We start from the raw sequence: 17,246 nt of genomic DNA, 5'->3' as shown, positions 1-17,246 counted from the left end.
AATCAACTATCCACCACTAAATCGATATATTATTAGATAAAGACCTTAGAATCATTCTAAAGTCTTTATCTCCTCTAAATATGGTTTAAATGCTAAATGCCTCATTGGCTTCCATGAAATCAGCAGCATCAATTATTCTATCAGAGAATTTCTCCACTGTATCAATATCAACTTCTACCCCAATTAAAACTGAAAGACATTCAAACTTCTTCTTATCCTTTGTACGCCTAAATTCTTCCATGAAATCAGCTGGAAGATTTGCTTGGCCATCCGTCACAAATACAATATCAGCCTGTTTAAAACGGCTTTCTTCAATAAGTGACAATGATTTTTTTAAAGGTTCATAAAAGTTTGTTCCACCACCTAAAAAGTCTCCAACTAATTGGATTACGTCATCCGTGGTGCTTTTCCCCTTTGGAAATACTTTAACTTCTGCACTTGTAGAAAATGTGATCAATGCAAAATCCCTTTTTTGTTTTCTAGCTATAGCCAACAAAGCAAGAGCGAACCCTTTACTTTGGGTATCTAATTTCTTCATAGACCCCGATTGATCCAGACACAGAATAATGGGGCCCTTTCTCAATGTATCCTTGCCTTTTTTGTCGTAAATCATGGTCTGACCCTCTGCAAAACGCCTAATAAAATCAGCTTTTGCTTGTGAGATTGCCAGATTGAAAAGCTCCATTGGAAGTAGACGATCTACTTCATTTCCGATTGTTACACCACTGCGTTCGATAGATTCATGATGTAAATGCTTCTGCTTGGCATGGGCAATCTGCTTGAATCGTCCCGCCCAATCAGCAATCTCCTTCAGATTTGGATTTTTTTGTAACATTTCTGCTAATTCAAATTGTTCCTTTACAGGGACTTTTTCAATTTCACTTTTACCATTGCCTTGTCCCATTCCACTAATAAGCTTTTCCATCTTATCCTTACTGTCTTTTGCTTCAATCATTGAACTTTTTAACATAGACTGTAGTTGATGGCCTGAACCATCCAGTTTATGTTGAAGTTTTTCAGTTAACTGCTGCATACTTTGTTTCATTTGCTGTTCAGCCTTTTCCTGCTCTTTTTTTTGTTGGTCTGATAGGTTTTGATCAAACGGTCGTTCGATTTGTTTCTGTTGTTGTTGAGCTTTCAGAGCCTGTTGAATAGCTTTGTTAAACTCCCTGTCCTCAAATTGTTTTTTTGAATCCATTCCAATACCTTATTACCAAATGAAATAGTTGAAAGGGCAGCAGAAACTTCATCAAACTTCGTATTTTTCCGGTAATCCTCAAACTCTTCATCTTTCATGATTGTTTGTATATAGGCTTGGTTAGAAGCCAACTCTTCTGGTATTTCTGCTAACAATTGTGGCTTATTTTTATAAAATGAGCTCCAAATATCCCCCATTAATTGAGAATACATAGGAAATACAATGTCTCCTTTCCCCTTTAATTCTTGCAGTCCTTTAGATTTATTCAGTAAACTATTAAACTGCCTTTTATCAAACGAATCCGCATTGACTGTCGGATTCTTATAAACTCTCTCTCTTCGATTTAAGTTCTTGACACTTCTACGATCCATCGATTATCTTTCCCTTCTAAATTTATTTTGAAAAAAACAACCAAAGAAAAAATCTGATCTCTGGCTGTTTTATCTGTCTTTTTTAGACGTTTAGAATATTGTTGGCTATTTCATCTGCAAATCTCTGAATGTCAGAGCTTAATTCCGGAATCATCGGATGTTTCTGCTGTTTATAGATTTCATCCAACTCATTTTGAATGATTAACAGTTTATTTCGAACCTCTATCCTTTCTTCTACTGAAGAATCTCTATTTATGGAAACTTGTAATTCATTCGCTTCCTGCTTTCTTTCTTCTATCAATTTTTGAAATTTATCCTGTGCGTTTTCTCTCACGACTTGTGCCGTTACTTCTTTTTGTTCAATCGTTTCCCATAACGTGTTTTGTAACAACATAATATCGCTGCGTGTCACTTGTTGCCTTCCTTCCATAAAAGCTTTCGCTTTCAAGAGTGACAAACTTTGCTTAAATCGACGATCAGAAGGCCTGATACCTTCACCTTCGAGATCCATACGAATTTCAGCTAAAGTCTGATAAACCTCGTCCGGAATATACATCATGTCGGTCATAAATTGGTATTCTAGCAATTCATTCATGGACATAGAAGGAATCTCTATATGATCGATGTTTCCTTGCAGCATAGAAATGAAATTTTGAGTATCATTCACATACTCTACTTCAAAACGCAGCAAGAATCGGTCAAACAATGCTTCTAAACCTTCCCCTTCCTCTGGATATTCATTTGAAGAGCCAACAATAGACATCAAAGGCACTTTTACAGGCATTTCACCGTTATAGAATAAACGCTCATTTACTAACGTTAGTAAACTATTCAGAATGGCCGAATTTGCCTTGAAAATTTCATCCAAAAAAACAAAGTGAGCTTCTGGCAGTTTACTAGTTGTATTGCGTTTATACATGCCTTTTTCCAATTCGCTAAGGCTCAACACACCGAATAATTCTTCTGGAGTGGAAAAACGAGTGAGGAGCCATTGGAAGTAGTTACAATCCTTAATAATCTTGGAAAACTCGGCTGAAAGAGCTGACTTACCTGTTCCAGCTGGGCCGATTAAAAGCACATGTTGACGTGAAAGAATGGCCGTCAGAATGGCTTCAATTTCGCTTTCTCTTTCAAAGTATTTTTGGTTCAATGCTTTCTTAATTTCTTGAATTTTATTCATAAACTATCGCTCCCTTTTGTTTTTAACAGCTTTCCGAAAGAATTCCCCTTCCTCAATCGTGTGAAGGGCGCAGCCCAACAATAGGGAGGGGATGAATTTCGGTTAGGCGTTAGCCTAAAGTGTGAACACTATAATAAAGTGTTCCTCCTTTATAGGAGTAGTTACCCTTCGCCAATGTTGGTAAGGTCTTGTGACAAAATCACCAAAAATCAGGTTGACCGTTCTTACCCATTCAGAACTATTACAGAGCCTGCACAGTGCAACGGACTAGAGTATCATCCGGAGGTGTGATAACCAAACCAACGTAGTTCTCGAAGAACTTAGGCTAGACAACTAAGGGCTTTTTCAAGCCTCCACTTCAAATTTCGTTGAAAATTAAGTGGTGGGTAGTTGACTGAATCTCTTTGTAATAAAAAAAGGAAAGAAATCACATTGGCATACAAAATACCCAAGTGTTCTCTTTCCCGTGACTTTTAATTAAAAATGACTTTCTATTTTTTTATTTTGTCTTTTGTATAACGGCTATCGATAAGTTTTTTAATTCCACTAAACTATCACTCAATAATTCAAAATCAAGATTAACCACACTTTGGTATTCATTAAATGTTTTTACCACCCGCCTGGCTTCATTAAGGGTATCCGTAACTTGAGATTTTCTCAGTCCTGAAAAGTGGACGATAGATTTACATTTAGAAATGGCAGAAATCATATCATCACGGATCTTTTTGTTCACCATTCCTCTGTTACTTTTTGTATCAAATAAAGGAACAGAAAAAGCCTCTGAACTATCAAGACGATTCACCAAGTCCACTACAGCATCTAAGCTATCTTGGTGATTTCGTGGAACGAAATAGACACCACCACTGGGACGGACTGCTGTGGGCGACATGGAATCAAGGATGTTTTTGACCATGATCCGCAGTGTTTGAGCATCATAGTTTTTGGAATACGTATTAAAAAGCTCTTTGGATTCATAAGCTAAACTTTTTGCCTTTTGTTCTCCTTCATCTCTACTACCGTTTGTAGTAATAGAGATTGTACCATCATCTTTGTTAAATTCAATGATTGTAGCTGTGGAGTTATATTCCAATGACTTCCCTTTTTTATCAACCTTTTCAATAACAATGTTCCGTTGAACCCTTTTATGATCGTAGTAGACCTCTCTAATCAAAAAGTTCAGGAAAGTTGTTGGATCGTTGGTTGGCACCCTCTTTTGTTTTTTCTGGATTTCTCCTGTAGCTCTCCTAAATGCGTCAGAAATGCGAATTGGATTTGGCAGCCATTTGTGATCCATGTTGGCATCATCAAATTTTCGCTTTAAATCCTCACGAGAAATCAATTGATTGCCGATGGAATACCAGAAAAGATCCCCTAGCTTATTCTCTCCTCCTTGCTTTGAAGCAACAATATTTTGTTGTTTTAGTCCATCCATTACACTTGTCATTTAAAATCTCTCTCCTTTTAGGTTTTTATATATAAAAAAAGACGACTGTACCCCTATAAGGGAAAACAATCGTCTTTTGATATCTCAATCTTAAATTTTTTAATAGATCACAGGAAAAATTAGACATACTTCACCTAAGGAAAAGTCGTGCTAAAATCATGTCTCATAGTGGATATACCACTGCAATTGCTGAAAATCAACAAGAGCATTAAAGGGTTTTTAAGCCGAATATTTTCAGACGTATAGAAACGAATGAAATCTGACGGTGACTTCTAAAAATAAGAAGTATAGATAAGTTTATAAGGATATATTTCATTATAGCATAATGAAATATTTTACCTCAACAACACTTCCAATACTTAGCATTATTCTGGATAACTGAGAATTTTTCAATACACTGATAGGTCTAATAACCCTCTTTTCCCTCCATATCTTATAGGCGGCAATACTCCCTCCCTGAGGAATGAGGAGGGCGTAGCCCAATAAAAATAGATGGGAGATGAATCTCCTCCGGACACAAAATAGCTACTTGCCATCTTGATTGTCCGACCATTCGATAATTCTGTTGATTTAAAGACTGTTCATCAACATACTAGTTTTATATATAGTCTATACTCGTTTTATATTAACGCTATTTAATATATTATTTATATGTAAATTGTATATTTTGAATTTTGCAGGTATTTGTATTTTTCAGTATATTAATTCACCCATTCTTGTCTAATTTTGTATTTATTATACACAAATTCTATTTTGTTTTCCTTTTATTACGAAAGATAACTACCTATATTACTGAAAAAGGTATTTTTTTACTATATTAATAATCCGACTAACTTCCCTTTTAACGATTCTAACCTTCCATTTTAGGGAAGTCCTCTTGTGCGTTTATTAAATTGGCGCAAATTCGAGAGGAAAGTCGTTCACAAAGAAACACATGCATATCAAGAACGCCTTCAAGAAGAAATTAATCAAGACCGTGAAGAACATGAAAAAAGCCATTCCCACCGGATAAGTTCGGTAAGGAGTAATCAAAAGAAATCAAAGAAAACACAACCGACCCAGAGAGTAGTTATTACGTCAAAGACGAACGTACAAAACAGTTCGCCTATTCCTTCCATGTGGCCGCAGACCGAAATGGCTTTGTACTTGGCATCATCGTAACACCAGGTAACACACATGACAGTCATATCTTAGAGCCATTAGTTGAAAAAGTGATTAAAAGGGTTCGAAAATCAGAAGCTATTTATCGATTTTGCTCAATAAGTTTATTACTTCCCGCTTTATCAGATAAAATCAAGTATGATATAGTTATATGAAAATTCAAACATAATAGGAGGTTCTGTATTTTGCTTATCCCTTATCAAGAAAAAAAACCAACCGTACACAACACTGCATTCCTAGCTCCTGGTTCCTATTTAATTGGTGATGTTAAGGTTGGTAAAGAAACCTCAATTTGGTTTAATGCTGTATTACGTGGTGATGAAGATGCCATTATAATTGGAGAGAGATGTAGTATTCAAGATAATGCCACGATCCATTTATTTGAAGGTTCTCCAGTTATTGTTGAGGACGAAGTAACAGTAGGACATAATGTTGTGCTTCATGGATGCACAGTTAAGAAAAGATCGATTATTGGAATGGGTTCTACTATTTTAGATGGTGCAGTTATTGGAGAAGAATGTATCGTTGGGGCCAATACCCTCATTTCATCTGGAAAAATCATTCCTCCTCGTTCACTTGTTTTAGGATCACCAGGAGAAGTGGTACGCGAACTAACAAATAAGGATTTTGAACTTATACAATTATCGATTGATTCCTACGTTGAAAAAACCTACATATATAATCAAATACTCAAATCCTAGGACATTTTGTCCCAGGATTTTCTTTGTGCGGCGGTTAGTTGTCCTTTTACAGTAACGCTGCAAGATATAACTTATATAGGTTGGGGCACGTTACTTTGGTAAAACGGCTTCCGAATCCTGGAAGGTTATTTCTCTCGGAGGTGAAAGTCCTCCCCTAGAAGTACCGGCACAGCCTATAAAGTCTAATCTAGGGTATTATTATAATGTAGTGTCTGAAGGAGATGCGGGATATCGAGAGACCAGTAGATAGCTTACTAAACCCAAATGCGAAAACGTGAAGAACGTACGAAGATAATGGGAAATCCAGACTGCTAAATAAGATGTTCTTTAATCTTTGGTCCAGTCGATTAAAGGACTTCATTCTGTTTTAAAATGACTTTATTGTAAATTAAATAATTTTATTGTCATTTAACAAGTAAAGGCATGATTTCTGTTCAATACCGAACTTAATGCCTAATATATTCGTATTTACTTTTAGGTCCAGATCATTATAAAGTCACCCCATTGAATTAAATATGATTTAAATTTCATTAACACCATAACGTAAAGATATTTAAAACTTCGACATGGTATCAACTGTATCGGCCAAATCGCTATAAGAATCCTTCAAATAGGCCTAGTGACAGGGTTCTTGTCATAGACCGCAAAGTGAATTCCATTAGAAGGGAAAAATAAAGCCTGTTAAGACCAAACATTCTTGTAAAGAGATTTGGTAATCGTTTTGGGAATGTTTTTTGGTAAACTTCAAAGTTGATCGTATCAATAACTATTAAAGTTTTACGATGTCATTACAAAAACTGATGTTTTTGGTAAATATCATTAATTAAATACTTATCAATTTTCCATATAAGGTGAACTACTTTGCAGTTCATAGCAGAAACCCTGTCACTGGACCCGTTAGGGAGCGTTCCCCATGCTTCAATCAACCTCAATTCTGTCCCCAATGCTTACCCTTCCAGGTTTCACTACGGAAGCATAAACTCCAAAGCTTCCGGCGTTATTTCTCACAATAGATCTTAGTACATTTGGATCTTTTGGAAGATCGCCTTGGGCCAATGTTGTCATTACACACCTCTTTGTTTCTTGAGAAATCTTGAGTTGTACACTGCCAATTGTTAAGGTTTTACCTACCCAATTATTTTCTATAAAGGCTTCCGAATTCGGAACTTCAATAATAATATTAGGCCTGAACCGCCGTGCCTCAATTCTGCTTTCTGGTGCCAGTTTCCTTAAGTAATTAATCGTTGAGGTTGTAATAATATGCACCATATCAATATCAAAAAACGTGTCTTTAGGTGAAGTTCTTGTAAAAATCGAGCCTTTGTTGTCAAGTTCCTCGATTTCTTCAGGAATATATCCTTCAAACTGTACATCCATTGAGGATGGGGTTGACAAATGAACATTTCGATTAAAGCTGGTTGAAAGCAATTTATTTTTTTCGTCGTCTGTGCTAATAATCGAACGACCGTCCGGAAAAGTGATTCTTACCGGCGGAATAGCAGCATCCTTCTGCGGGGGATCAATAAAATTTGCCCGATACTGAAACATGTTGGGCCATTTGTGTGGATTTTTAGCATTAGCAAGTTTATCAGTTTCATTGTCAATTACTCCATAAGCTCTATCTCCTAATAACCCCTTTTCCGTAATCTCGCATGCGTTTAATTCCTCTCCGATCATTGACTTAACGGGGTATCTCCAAATTGAAGCAACCTTTGAGGATGTCATACAAATCACCCTTCCTATATTTAATGAAATACATTCTATCTTATTTGTAAGTATATTGTTTTACACAAAATTTGCAAAAGAAAAAGGTATGAATATTCAAAAAACTATCAACGAGTGAGAACACTCTTTTTTCACATTCTCATGGAAACAAAGACAAGTAATTACCACCATTAGAACTTATCATCTTTTATAACAACCAAATAATTTCCATACTGCTAATTATATGGTTTTTTATCGAGAGTTATTTTCAACTTGTTTTAACTCATTTTTATCATATATATCTTTTAACAAACGTTTTCCTCGAAAAAATCTATTTTTAACATAAGAAATAAAGCATAAGGCATAGAGCATAAAAAAATAATCTTCGGTCATGCTACAACCGAGGTGGTACATGTGGTTCGTAAAATATTGCTTTCATCAGTTCCTATATTTTTCCTATTTAATCTATTTCTCGTAAGTGCACAAAGCATTACGAATATTGAACTTCTTGATATTGAAAAAAGTAAGATAATAAAAACAACCCCAACAAATCCTAAGATACAATCAGAAGCTGAAAAAATCATTAAAGAAATTGATAATATTGTTAAAAAATTCAACCCTATTCCAGACAAAGGTTATATGGTCAAAATCCCCTTAGAGCCATCTCTTCAATTAGAAAATAAATGGATGAGTGCTCTGATTGATGAAGTTATCATTATTATTCCAGAAGATGAAAAGCCATATTTACTCATATTTGATGATGAAAATAAGTCTTATTTTTTTACCTTTGAAACAAAAATTGATAAGTTACTAAACACTTTAGATTTTTCCCTTTAAAAAACCACTTATTGGTCCTTTTATTATATACTTCTTCAACTCTTGTGCTTCGTTAATTGAACAAGGGTGCAGTCACTAATTTAAGGAACGCACCCCTTTATTTTAAGTGGAATATTTTACATTATTTTAATAGAACGTCTTTTTGCACCCTAAACTTAAAGAATAAATAAAGAAACAAATCCAAAAATAAGCCCGATTATCAAATAAGAACATAACATCCACCACAGTATTAGACTGATAGGATTTTTTAAATTCATTACCTCTTGCCAAGATGCTTTGTAAGACCATTCGTTCAATTTGTAACGCTTGATTTGAATATACTGATACATATTAAGAATTACAGATAAAATCAGCAATATAATTAGAAACCATAAAAAAAGACCGTCGATGACGATCGTTTCTTAATCAATTACAGCAACAAGTTGTTGAACATACTAGATCTCCTTTGAAAATATTGTTTTCCTTATTTTACTAAATCCCTTGATTGCACTAACCTGACCGCTAATTGAAGATGATTAGACAATAATAATAGAAAAGCCCTTAGTTAAAAGTACACTATTCAGTCCACCTATTACCATAATTCTGTTAAATACATAAAACACACATAAACAAAGAGCCAACCCCATAAATATGGGGATTGACTCTTTGTTAGTTAAGATAAAAATTTGGAACCCTTTTTTGTTATACTCCTAATGAACGCCTTTCTTCTTTTTCTTCCTTTTCCTTTTGAATGCGTTCCCTGTATATTTCTCCTTCCCGTTCGATGATTTCCATCTCCTGCTGAATTATTTTATAAAAGGACTGCCTTAGCAACTTAACAGGTGTTCTACGAAGCAATTAGAGTGGAGCTTTGATCCAGATACCAAGAAAGTAGTAATATGAAATAGAATCACTGGAAATGCTTGTTATTATGAAATCTATCTATACGGAGGTCAATTTTTGTTAGAACTACTTACAATTTTTAAAGATATTATTTTACCTATTTTTATGGTGATGTCAATTGGCTTTATCTTGCAGAAAAAGTTTGCGATGGACATCTCTACTTTGTCCAAGTTAAATATTTATTTTGTTGTTCCCGCTTTTATATTTGTGAAATTATATAGTACACAGTTTTCCGCTAGCTTATTTGGGCATGTTCTATTGTTTTTCATATTATTGGTCATTATTTTATATGTTTTTTCTACTCTTTTTGCTAAAGTTTTAGGGTTAAATCGAGGGGAGAAAACTACTTTTTCAAATAGTACCATTTTCTTTAATTCTGGAAATTATGGGGTGCCCGTTAATGAGTTGGTATTTAAAGGTGATCCTTTTGCGATGTCTATTCAGGTAATTGTACTAACGCTGCAAAATATACTCACCTTTTCCTATGGGATTTTTGCATTACAATCGGTGAATACGAGTAAGTGGAAAGCGATGATTGGTTATTTTAAGATGCCAGTCTTGTATGCGATGATGGCTGGATTATTATGTAATGCATTAAATATTCCAATTCCATCGGTTATTTTGGTACCAGCTAATATTATTGCAGATGCGATGATAGGTCTTGCATTACTTACACTAGGTGCCCAAGTAGCACGTATCCAATTTAAAACAGCACTTTCTGCTGTTTACTCAAGCCTTACGGTTAGGCTAATCATTAGTCCAATCATTGCGCTGTTAATTATTTGGCTATTTCGAGTTGATGGAGTTACTGCCCAGGCCTTACTGATTGCATCCGCTATGCCGACTTCTGTAAATAGTGCTGTAATTGCAGAGGAGTACAAGAACTACCCTGAATTTGCTGCCCAGGTGGTTTTATTTTCAACGATTATTAGTGCTTTTACTGTTTCTTTAGTTATTTATTTAGCAGGTATTTTATTCTAAGTGATAATGGCATTATTCTGTTCATTAACAAGAAAAACTTGGCACATACCTTTTGCTTGAAATTATTTCAACTGAATATTTTTTCAAATACATAGGATATTGAACTTTTGCGATTCTATATCCTATTTGTATTGCTAATTCTATCTTACTGTTTTATATCTCCTGTTAATTATTTATCATTGTCTAAATCACTATCAAGAAATGATTTCTTATTGTCTTTGACTCCATACTTTTTTTCGATATATTGACTAACCACTGACTTGTTAATACCGTCCTTGACTGCTGTTGAAATTACTATATACAGAATAAATAGACCAACAATCAAAAGAATAATATTAATAACAAGAACTAAAACTGGTACACCTATATTTGATAACATTTTTCCACCCCCATTATTAATGTTAGCCTATTATTACTATCAGTGAACAAAGAGAATTGAAAATTATGGTAAAATTTTATTCAACTATAGTTAAGTATAAATCTTCACAATCTCTTAGTGGCTGAACATACATATCCAAAGCTCTTTCAAGACCTTGTTCAAGAATTTTCTCCTAAATTTTCACTAACCTCCCTCTATAAAGAAAGGAATAACTCTGGATTCCTCGCTACCCGTGAGACCTAGATCCCGTCAGCTAAACAGTTTGCCCCTACTTGTATAAAGATGATTGAGGCTGGTTAGGACATAGATCTCGTATAACAAGCGAAGCTGTGACACTACAAGAAGGATAAGGCGTACCGACAAATAAAAGATTAGGAAATGATGGAGGATGAATCCAGTCATTAATCTGGATATTTCAAAAGGGGAAAGTCAAGTTCAAGCTTTTGTAGATAAAGGCAAACCTTTTCGTAAGAGCTTTAAAGTATCTCATACTCTTGAGGGGCTTAGTTTACTTGTAGAGTTCTTAGATCATGTGCAGAAAGAAACAGGTCAGAAACCTCCTACAAATAAACTTTCTGCTGTATTATCTGAATTACAACTAACAAAACATTTACGTAAGGCAGGTATTCGAAAAACCTTTGGCTTTTCATGCACGTATTTGTTTCAGCTTGTGTTCTGTCTAACCTTTCATCAAAAAAATTGGTTTACCCTTGTCACATCTAGAAAGAACGATTCCTTTACAGGAAAATTTTGGTATAGCCCTTTTAAATACTGATAACTTCCTTCCCACCAAAGAAAACATTACCATCATCCCCAATAATAATTCCGCCTAGAATCAGATCATGCTCTCACTCCATATATAAACACAAATAGTTAAAAACCTTGATATAAAACTATTTTATTACATTAACTTTAAAAATTCTTAAAAACCTAGCACTCACCCCAGTATGTGTAATTAACACATTGAACTAATTACACATAGATGCATAATAAATAAACCGAACGCCCCATATTTTTTTATAAATCTAGTTAAACTACTCCTCCATAAATAAAGCTAAATACAGAGCCCGTACCTAAGAAATACAAAACAACAAAAGAATAAAAACAACCAAAGGATAATATAGATATGTATTGGCAGACTGGCTTATTAATTTTCAACTAGTCAACCGATCTGGTGGGGATCCTTTCATCCGGTACAATAAATCGATTTCATAAAGTAGTAATTGCGCTTCTAAGGATGGCACCTCTAGTGTACGAAAAGGTGCATTTAGCTCTGGTAACAGCTCTGCCAATGTTAATTGCGCTTGCTTAATCTGATTTTTACGTAAGAGTAGCAACCTTTTAAACAGCATGGATCTACTAGCCAATTTTGTAACAGCTGCACGTCCTTTACCAATAGTTCGCTTTATAACTTTATTTGAACGTTTCAAAACCTCTTTTAGCGATGATACTGCCATTCCAAATGTTTCAGCCAACATACTTAAAGAACCCTCTAAAAAGGGCGTTTCTTGGTTTGTATGTACTGCTAAATAGGCAAGAATATCTTCTTCCCGTTCTGTATAATGAGAGCGTTTTCGTTCTTCACGAGGTTTTTTAAACTTGTACCATCCTTCTCTTCCAGAAAATCGAGCTTGTCCATCCGTCCAAATCTCCAGTAATCCTTCAACATAAGATCGTTTTACACCCTTATATTTACCGGAATAAGCACTATTCAACGTTCGCTCAAACTCATTCTTATTCAACGGACGAGCCAAATTACTGTTAAATTGATCTAGTTCATCATATGCATCCTCAATGGGACGTTCACTTGCGTAATTAGCAAGTGCTAATGTCATTAAAGCATTATTTCGGCTAGCACTATGATGACCTCTGTCAATGTCTGTAGCACAAATAAGTGCACGATACCAATCTGATGACGTTTGATCGATCGCTGCACTGTTCTTATTGTAAACAACACGTAGAAAGGTTCTTTTTTCTTGTTTATCATAGCTCTTAGACCAAGACAGAAGCTCCCTTGTATTAGCCGGTTCATCATAAAAATCCAGAACATTATCCTCTCTTGGAATCCGATAAAACCCGAATGGTGCACAATTTGTATCTACTGGGACATATGTAGATAATGCTTTACGAACATTAGCAGCTAAACGTTCTGCTACTCTTAAAGACTTATAATCTTGATTTTTATGTATAAAAAAAGGTGTTCCTAGTACATAGAAAAACTGAAATCCTCTAGGAGTTTCCAATAATAAATTTGGACGTGGCAACCCTAATTCTTCGCAACCCAAATAAAGGGCATACAGGTCAATTTCCTTCGTGTCAATGTCAAACCCGATTACATTGATTTGTTTTAGATTATCACGCGTGTGTCCTTTTATGATTCTTTTTTGAAAATTATAATATGTACCACCTCGAAAAGTATTTGGGGTCCAATGAGATAAAGATTGTCTTTTTTCATGGAGCGTTTCATAGGAAGTAACGACATATCCCTTCCCTTCAACAAGATCATCCTTAGAAGGTGTAACAAAGACTACGCCCTTACGGTATGGATTATGTTTTTCTTTTGCCTCATAAGCTGTGAATCTATCATGTGAGATACGAGATCCTTTTTTCTTGTATAAAAGTAAACTATTGTGTGTCATAAACTGCATGATTTCAACTGCTGATACGACATTACGTGATACATTTTTAATTACTGTCACTATTTAGTTCACCTTCTTTCTTAATAAAACTTCCTTTTTCGACCAATATTTATTAAAAGAAATTATAACAAACTCGATTTTTGCAAATTGGTGCTCTCTAAGAGAAAATGCACCAAAAAAAAAAAGCCCTTAAAGCCAAGCGCCTCAAGGGTTTTAAAAAAAAGTTGAAATTTTTTTACTACACGGTTTGGACGAGGAAATGCACCAAAAATGTAAAAATGCACCATTTTTTCCGTATAAGTCTATTTTAAATATGTACTCAAAAATGTTTATTTATCTAAGTTTTTGCTTACTAATTATATTTTTTTACTACACGGTTTGGACGAAGCAGTGAAGACGGATGGTGCACTTTTAATACACGGTTTGGACGAGGTGGTGCAAATTCGTGGTGCATTTTTATGATATTTATTTTAAATACCTTTTCAAAACATTGATATATAGGGTTTATTCTGACACACGGTTTGGACGAAATTATATTAATATTCATTTTAAGTGGTGCAAAACTACGTTTTCCCACACGATTTGGACGAGAAAAGTTACAATAGTGCATTTTAAATGATTTTGGGGCACGGTTTGGACGAGGTGGTGCAAATTCGTGGTGCATTTTTATGATATTTATTTTAAACGTCTTTTCAAAACGTTGATAGATCATACTTTATTCTGACACTCGGTTTGGAGAAAACTAAATTAATGGCCATTTCCATTGATTAACACCTTCTTTTTCCACACGGTCTGGATGTACAAGGTTACAGTGGTGCATTTAAAATGATTTTGGAGCACAAGTTGGACGCAGTGGTGCAAATTCGTGGTGCATTTTAATTTTAAATAGATTACTATAATTTTATATACGTACTGTTTCACTTTGCAAATTCATTTGTGCATTAGCCAAAGCTAAAGAATCCACTTCTTTCAAGAATGGAAATTCATCTTTATATTTAGCAGCGATTGGAAATTTTTGTTGTTTAAAGGTTTCTTTATCTCTCTTGTATTTCTCATAAGTTTCTTTTCGTTCTTCTAGCATCTTATTATAGGTAAATCGGACACAACCAAATGTTTTGCGAATCAAAATACCTTGTACTTTTGTTGGAATTAATCGGAATTTATAAGATTTGTTATGCTTGGTCATATCATTTCACCTCACCTTGTACGGGATAACATCGTATGAATTGATTTTATCGTAAAAATACCGTACAATCATGCGAGAGGTGATAAATAATGAAAGATGATAAAGAACGTGTAGAAATCCGTATGCCTAAAGCAATTATAGAAAAATTAGACCAATACCAAAAAGAAAATGGGATTGCGACAAGAACAGCAACTATTCTCGAATTATTGAGAAAAGGTCTCCAAAAATAACTTTGGCTATCGTCAACCGAAATTCATCTCCCCCTTATCGTTAGGGTTCACCCTTCATACGATTGAAGAGGAACATGTTAAAAACTAGAACAAGAATAGAAAATACTCTAGATACCAGGTTACTAGAAAAGCTAAAAGAGCTTTCTAATATTCCCCGTACTTCTATGTATCATTTGTTAGACGAAGCGCTATAGAGGATTTAATTCAAAAACATAAAACTATAACCCCTTCTAGCCATTAAGAAGAACATAGTCAATCGTTAGAGGAGGTCTATTTTTGATTACGACCAATTATTCGGAAATTGAAGATCAGTTAATTTTACCGTATCAATTATTAAAGATTGCTATATTCGAAGAAACAAAACGTCTTTTTGAAGACCGGCCAAGTATTACAGAAAAATGGTGCAAAGAAGCCTATCAAATGACTGAGGATGAGGTCAGGAATCAATATCCTCCTATCGGAATGAGTCCGAGTTTTAAGGCATTATATTTTTTCCTCACAGAAAGCTTATATTTTCAAAAGCACATTACAAAAGGTATGATAAAAGAAGCTGTTCTGAGACATTCGGGAATCATTCACGCTACCCTTTCGAGTTTTTTATACAATGAATTTCTTGAAGAGGTCAATCTAAGTTTGAACGAAAAAACGATTGACCAAACCATGGAACAGGATTATCTATATACCAGTATGGATAATGACTACCATATGATACGGAATATTGTCGCAAAAAAGAAAGAATTTAAAAAAAGGGGTGCGGGGCAATTGGCTGCTGATCTAATTGATAACAAAGGCAATTTTAGAGGAATGGCCGAACTCCGTCCCACTCAAACAACGCGCATTGCATTGAAGGAAGATCAAGAAGATCTTTGGATGAAGTTGGTAGATTCAGCTTATAATTCTTTGGATGAATGGACAGCTGATTTATTTGATTTGATCACCTATCTATGGCTAGTCACTTCTAAAAACAACGAAGGATATATTGAATTTCATAGTAATGATGCTTTGCGATTAAGGCAAATACTGGACTCTGAGAAAAACGCAAAAGAGTTGGTAATTCGAGAACGAGATCGTTTTAATATTATGAAAAGAGTTGTCGCTTTATCAAGCATGTGGGTGTCACTGAGTGAAGGGAAGATCATCACTCAAGAAGATAAACAATATGATTTTCAAGATTTTAAGCGAATGTTTGATATTGGAGCCATACGTGTGGCCTATGATAAGAATACTGGAGAAGCACAAGGGATCTATGCGCTACAAATTAAACCAACAGCCCTACTCACTCCTTTAATTAGTGCCTCTAGCCAAATGATTGGGTTATTACATCTTAAAGTTTTTCAATATAGCCATCAAACACAAAAAGAGCATAAACGGCTGCTACGATACATTGATCGACAATGGAAGATGAGAATCAGACTGAAATCAAAATTGACTCAACCTTTTAAAATATCAACATTATTAAAAGAGATGGATATACCTATACGGTATAACTGGAGTGATAAAAAAGACAAGTTAGAGAATGTGTTGGATGATTTTAAAGCTGATGGAGTCATAAAGGATTGGGAGTATAAAGAATCCTTTGATGAATCTGTAGTAGGAAAAAAGGGCTGGTATAAGAACTGGATCAACTATAGTATTATTATTTATCCAACAGACGATTTGCTCGAAGGATACAAAAAGAATGTGGAACTGTCCTCTCAAGCAATACTAGATCAAACCATTTTAGAAAAGATACATCCACTAAGTCAAGGAAATACCCCGTTAAGAACAGAAGAAGAAAAATTTTCCAGTAGTTCAAAGTCTGCAATAAGAGAAGCTGCTTCAACTGTAGAAGCAGAAGTTATTGAAAAAACACCACAGAAAAACTACCATAAAGATAATGACCGACTGGGAACTGGAGAATTTAAACAACAAGCTTTTGATCTTGATGTAAAAGAGGAAATTAAATTATCACCCGAGTCCATGAGTGAGATGATTAATCATTTAAATATGAGTATTAGACAAGCGGCTAAGGAGATTGGCATTGCTCATACTACCCTCTCTCGGTATTTAAAAAAACAGAATAAACGTCAAAACAATAAAAACGATGAAAAAATGCTTAACTGGCTGAAGGAAAAAACTTTGATTAATGTATAAGGAACAAATCATACAACACCTAAAAGTTCCAGCAATTACAGAAAAAACAGACGTTAGTAAGATTCTTGAAAAGTTAATTCAAGATCATCTCGCAAGACAGCCTTAGGCTACCGACATTCATCTTCCACCTACTCATTGGGCTACGGTGAAAGATGAATATCGGGAAATGATAAATGCTCTTGTAGAACACTTATAGTTTGTGGTCTACAAATGGTTCACC

13 protein-coding genes and 2 pseudogenes are annotated in these 17,246 nt (G+C 34.8%); 7 read left to right on the top strand and 8 right to left on the bottom strand.

Annotated elements, in window-relative coordinates; genetic code table 11:
- Positions 1 to 85: 85 nt before the first annotated feature.
- From JMM81_RS13395 to JMM81_RS13380, 4 genes are all read right to left on the bottom strand, one after another.
- Positions 86 to 1,198, bottom strand: coding sequence for a VWA domain-containing protein (locus JMM81_RS13395; RefSeq protein ID WP_256242077.1), 1,113 nt, complete (start codon positions 1,196 to 1,198; stop codon positions 86 to 88).
- Positions 1,138 to 1,569 carry a hypothetical protein gene (locus JMM81_RS13390; protein ID WP_256242076.1) on the bottom strand — a complete coding sequence of 144 codons (432 nt, stop codon included), beginning with the start codon at positions 1,567 to 1,569 and terminating at the stop codon, positions 1,138 to 1,140. The genes JMM81_RS13395 and JMM81_RS13390 overlap by 61 nt, the downstream gene beginning before the upstream one ends.
- Before the next feature lie 82 nt (positions 1,570 to 1,651).
- Entirely contained in the window at positions 1,652 to 2,749 is a 1,098-nt protein-coding gene (locus JMM81_RS13385) for an AAA family ATPase (protein ID WP_256242075.1), read from the bottom strand.
- A gap of 499 nt (positions 2,750 to 3,248) precedes the next feature.
- Positions 3,249 to 4,193: a DUF6744 family protein gene (locus tag JMM81_RS13380; RefSeq protein ID WP_256242074.1), complete on the bottom strand. Its 945-nt coding sequence runs from the start codon at positions 4,191 to 4,193 to the stop codon at positions 3,249 to 3,251.
- Positions 4,194 to 5,084: 891 nt separating this feature from the next.
- On the opposite strand from JMM81_RS13380, the pseudogene JMM81_RS13375 reads away from it, so the two are divergent.
- Positions 5,085 to 5,437: pseudogene (locus tag JMM81_RS13375) on the top strand (transposase); the annotation flags it as partial.
- A 102-nt stretch (positions 5,438 to 5,539) separates the two neighbouring features.
- The gene (locus JMM81_RS13370; RefSeq protein ID WP_256242073.1) at positions 5,540 to 6,055 is read left to right on the top strand and encodes a gamma carbonic anhydrase family protein; all 516 of its coding nucleotides are present in this window, start codon (positions 5,540 to 5,542) and stop codon (positions 6,053 to 6,055) included.
- Between the two features lie 918 nt (positions 6,056 to 6,973).
- On the opposite strand, the gene JMM81_RS13365 is transcribed toward JMM81_RS13370, so the two are convergent.
- Positions 6,974 to 7,780, bottom strand: coding sequence for an MOSC domain-containing protein (locus tag JMM81_RS13365; RefSeq protein ID WP_256242072.1), 807 nt, complete (start codon positions 7,778 to 7,780; stop codon positions 6,974 to 6,976).
- Positions 7,781 to 8,173: 393 nt separating this feature from the next.
- Here JMM81_RS13365 and JMM81_RS13360 point away from each other — a divergent pair, with 393 nt between their 5' ends.
- Both JMM81_RS13360 and JMM81_RS13355 read left to right on the top strand, forming a co-directional pair.
- Positions 8,174 to 8,596, top strand: coding sequence for a hypothetical protein (locus tag JMM81_RS13360; RefSeq protein ID WP_256242071.1), 423 nt, complete (start codon positions 8,174 to 8,176; stop codon positions 8,594 to 8,596).
- A 939-nt stretch (positions 8,597 to 9,535) separates the two neighbouring features.
- The gene (locus JMM81_RS13355) at positions 9,536 to 10,459 is read left to right on the top strand and encodes an AEC family transporter (RefSeq protein WP_256242070.1); all 924 of its coding nucleotides are present in this window, start codon (positions 9,536 to 9,538) and stop codon (positions 10,457 to 10,459) included.
- A 169-nt stretch (positions 10,460 to 10,628) separates the two neighbouring features.
- On the opposite strand, the gene JMM81_RS13350 is transcribed toward JMM81_RS13355, so the two are convergent.
- Positions 10,629 to 10,838, bottom strand: a complete 210-nt coding sequence (locus tag JMM81_RS13350; RefSeq protein WP_256242069.1) for a hypothetical protein — start codon at positions 10,836 to 10,838, stop codon at positions 10,629 to 10,631.
- Between the two features lie 388 nt (positions 10,839 to 11,226).
- On the opposite strand from JMM81_RS13350, the gene JMM81_RS13345 reads away from it, so the two are divergent.
- On the top strand, positions 11,227 to 11,613 hold the full coding sequence (locus tag JMM81_RS13345) for a hypothetical protein (RefSeq protein ID WP_256242068.1): 387 nt from the start codon (positions 11,227 to 11,229) through the stop codon (positions 11,611 to 11,613).
- Between the two features lie 379 nt (positions 11,614 to 11,992).
- Here the strand turns inward: JMM81_RS13345 and JMM81_RS13340 are convergent, their stop codons facing one another.
- Together JMM81_RS13340 and JMM81_RS13335 are read right to left on the bottom strand one after the other, a co-directional pair.
- Positions 11,993 to 13,537: a primase C-terminal domain-containing protein gene (locus JMM81_RS13340; protein WP_256242067.1), complete on the bottom strand. Its 1,545-nt coding sequence runs from the start codon at positions 13,535 to 13,537 to the stop codon at positions 11,993 to 11,995.
- Between the two features lie 859 nt (positions 13,538 to 14,396).
- Positions 14,397 to 14,663: pseudogene (locus JMM81_RS13335) on the bottom strand (helix-turn-helix domain-containing protein); the annotation flags it as partial.
- Positions 14,664 to 14,752: 89 nt separating this feature from the next.
- Between JMM81_RS13335 and JMM81_RS13330 the strand changes: the two are divergent.
- Both JMM81_RS13330 and JMM81_RS13325 read left to right on the top strand, forming a co-directional pair.
- A complete protein-coding gene (locus JMM81_RS13330; RefSeq protein WP_256242066.1) occupies positions 14,753 to 14,893 on the top strand; it encodes a ribbon-helix-helix domain-containing protein in 141 nt (46 codons plus the stop codon).
- A 276-nt stretch (positions 14,894 to 15,169) separates the two neighbouring features.
- Entirely contained in the window at positions 15,170 to 17,026 is a 1,857-nt protein-coding gene (locus JMM81_RS13325) for a helix-turn-helix domain-containing protein (protein ID WP_256242065.1), read from the top strand.
- The last annotated feature ends 220 nt before the right edge of the window (positions 17,027 to 17,246 follow it).

This window comes from Bacillus sp. V3B (assembly GCF_024494465.1).
GTDB lineage: Bacteria > Bacillota > Bacilli > Bacillales > Cytobacillaceae > Bacillus_BD.
Note: the sequence above shows the minus strand (reverse complement) of the source record. Positions and strands in the feature narration are given on the sequence as shown.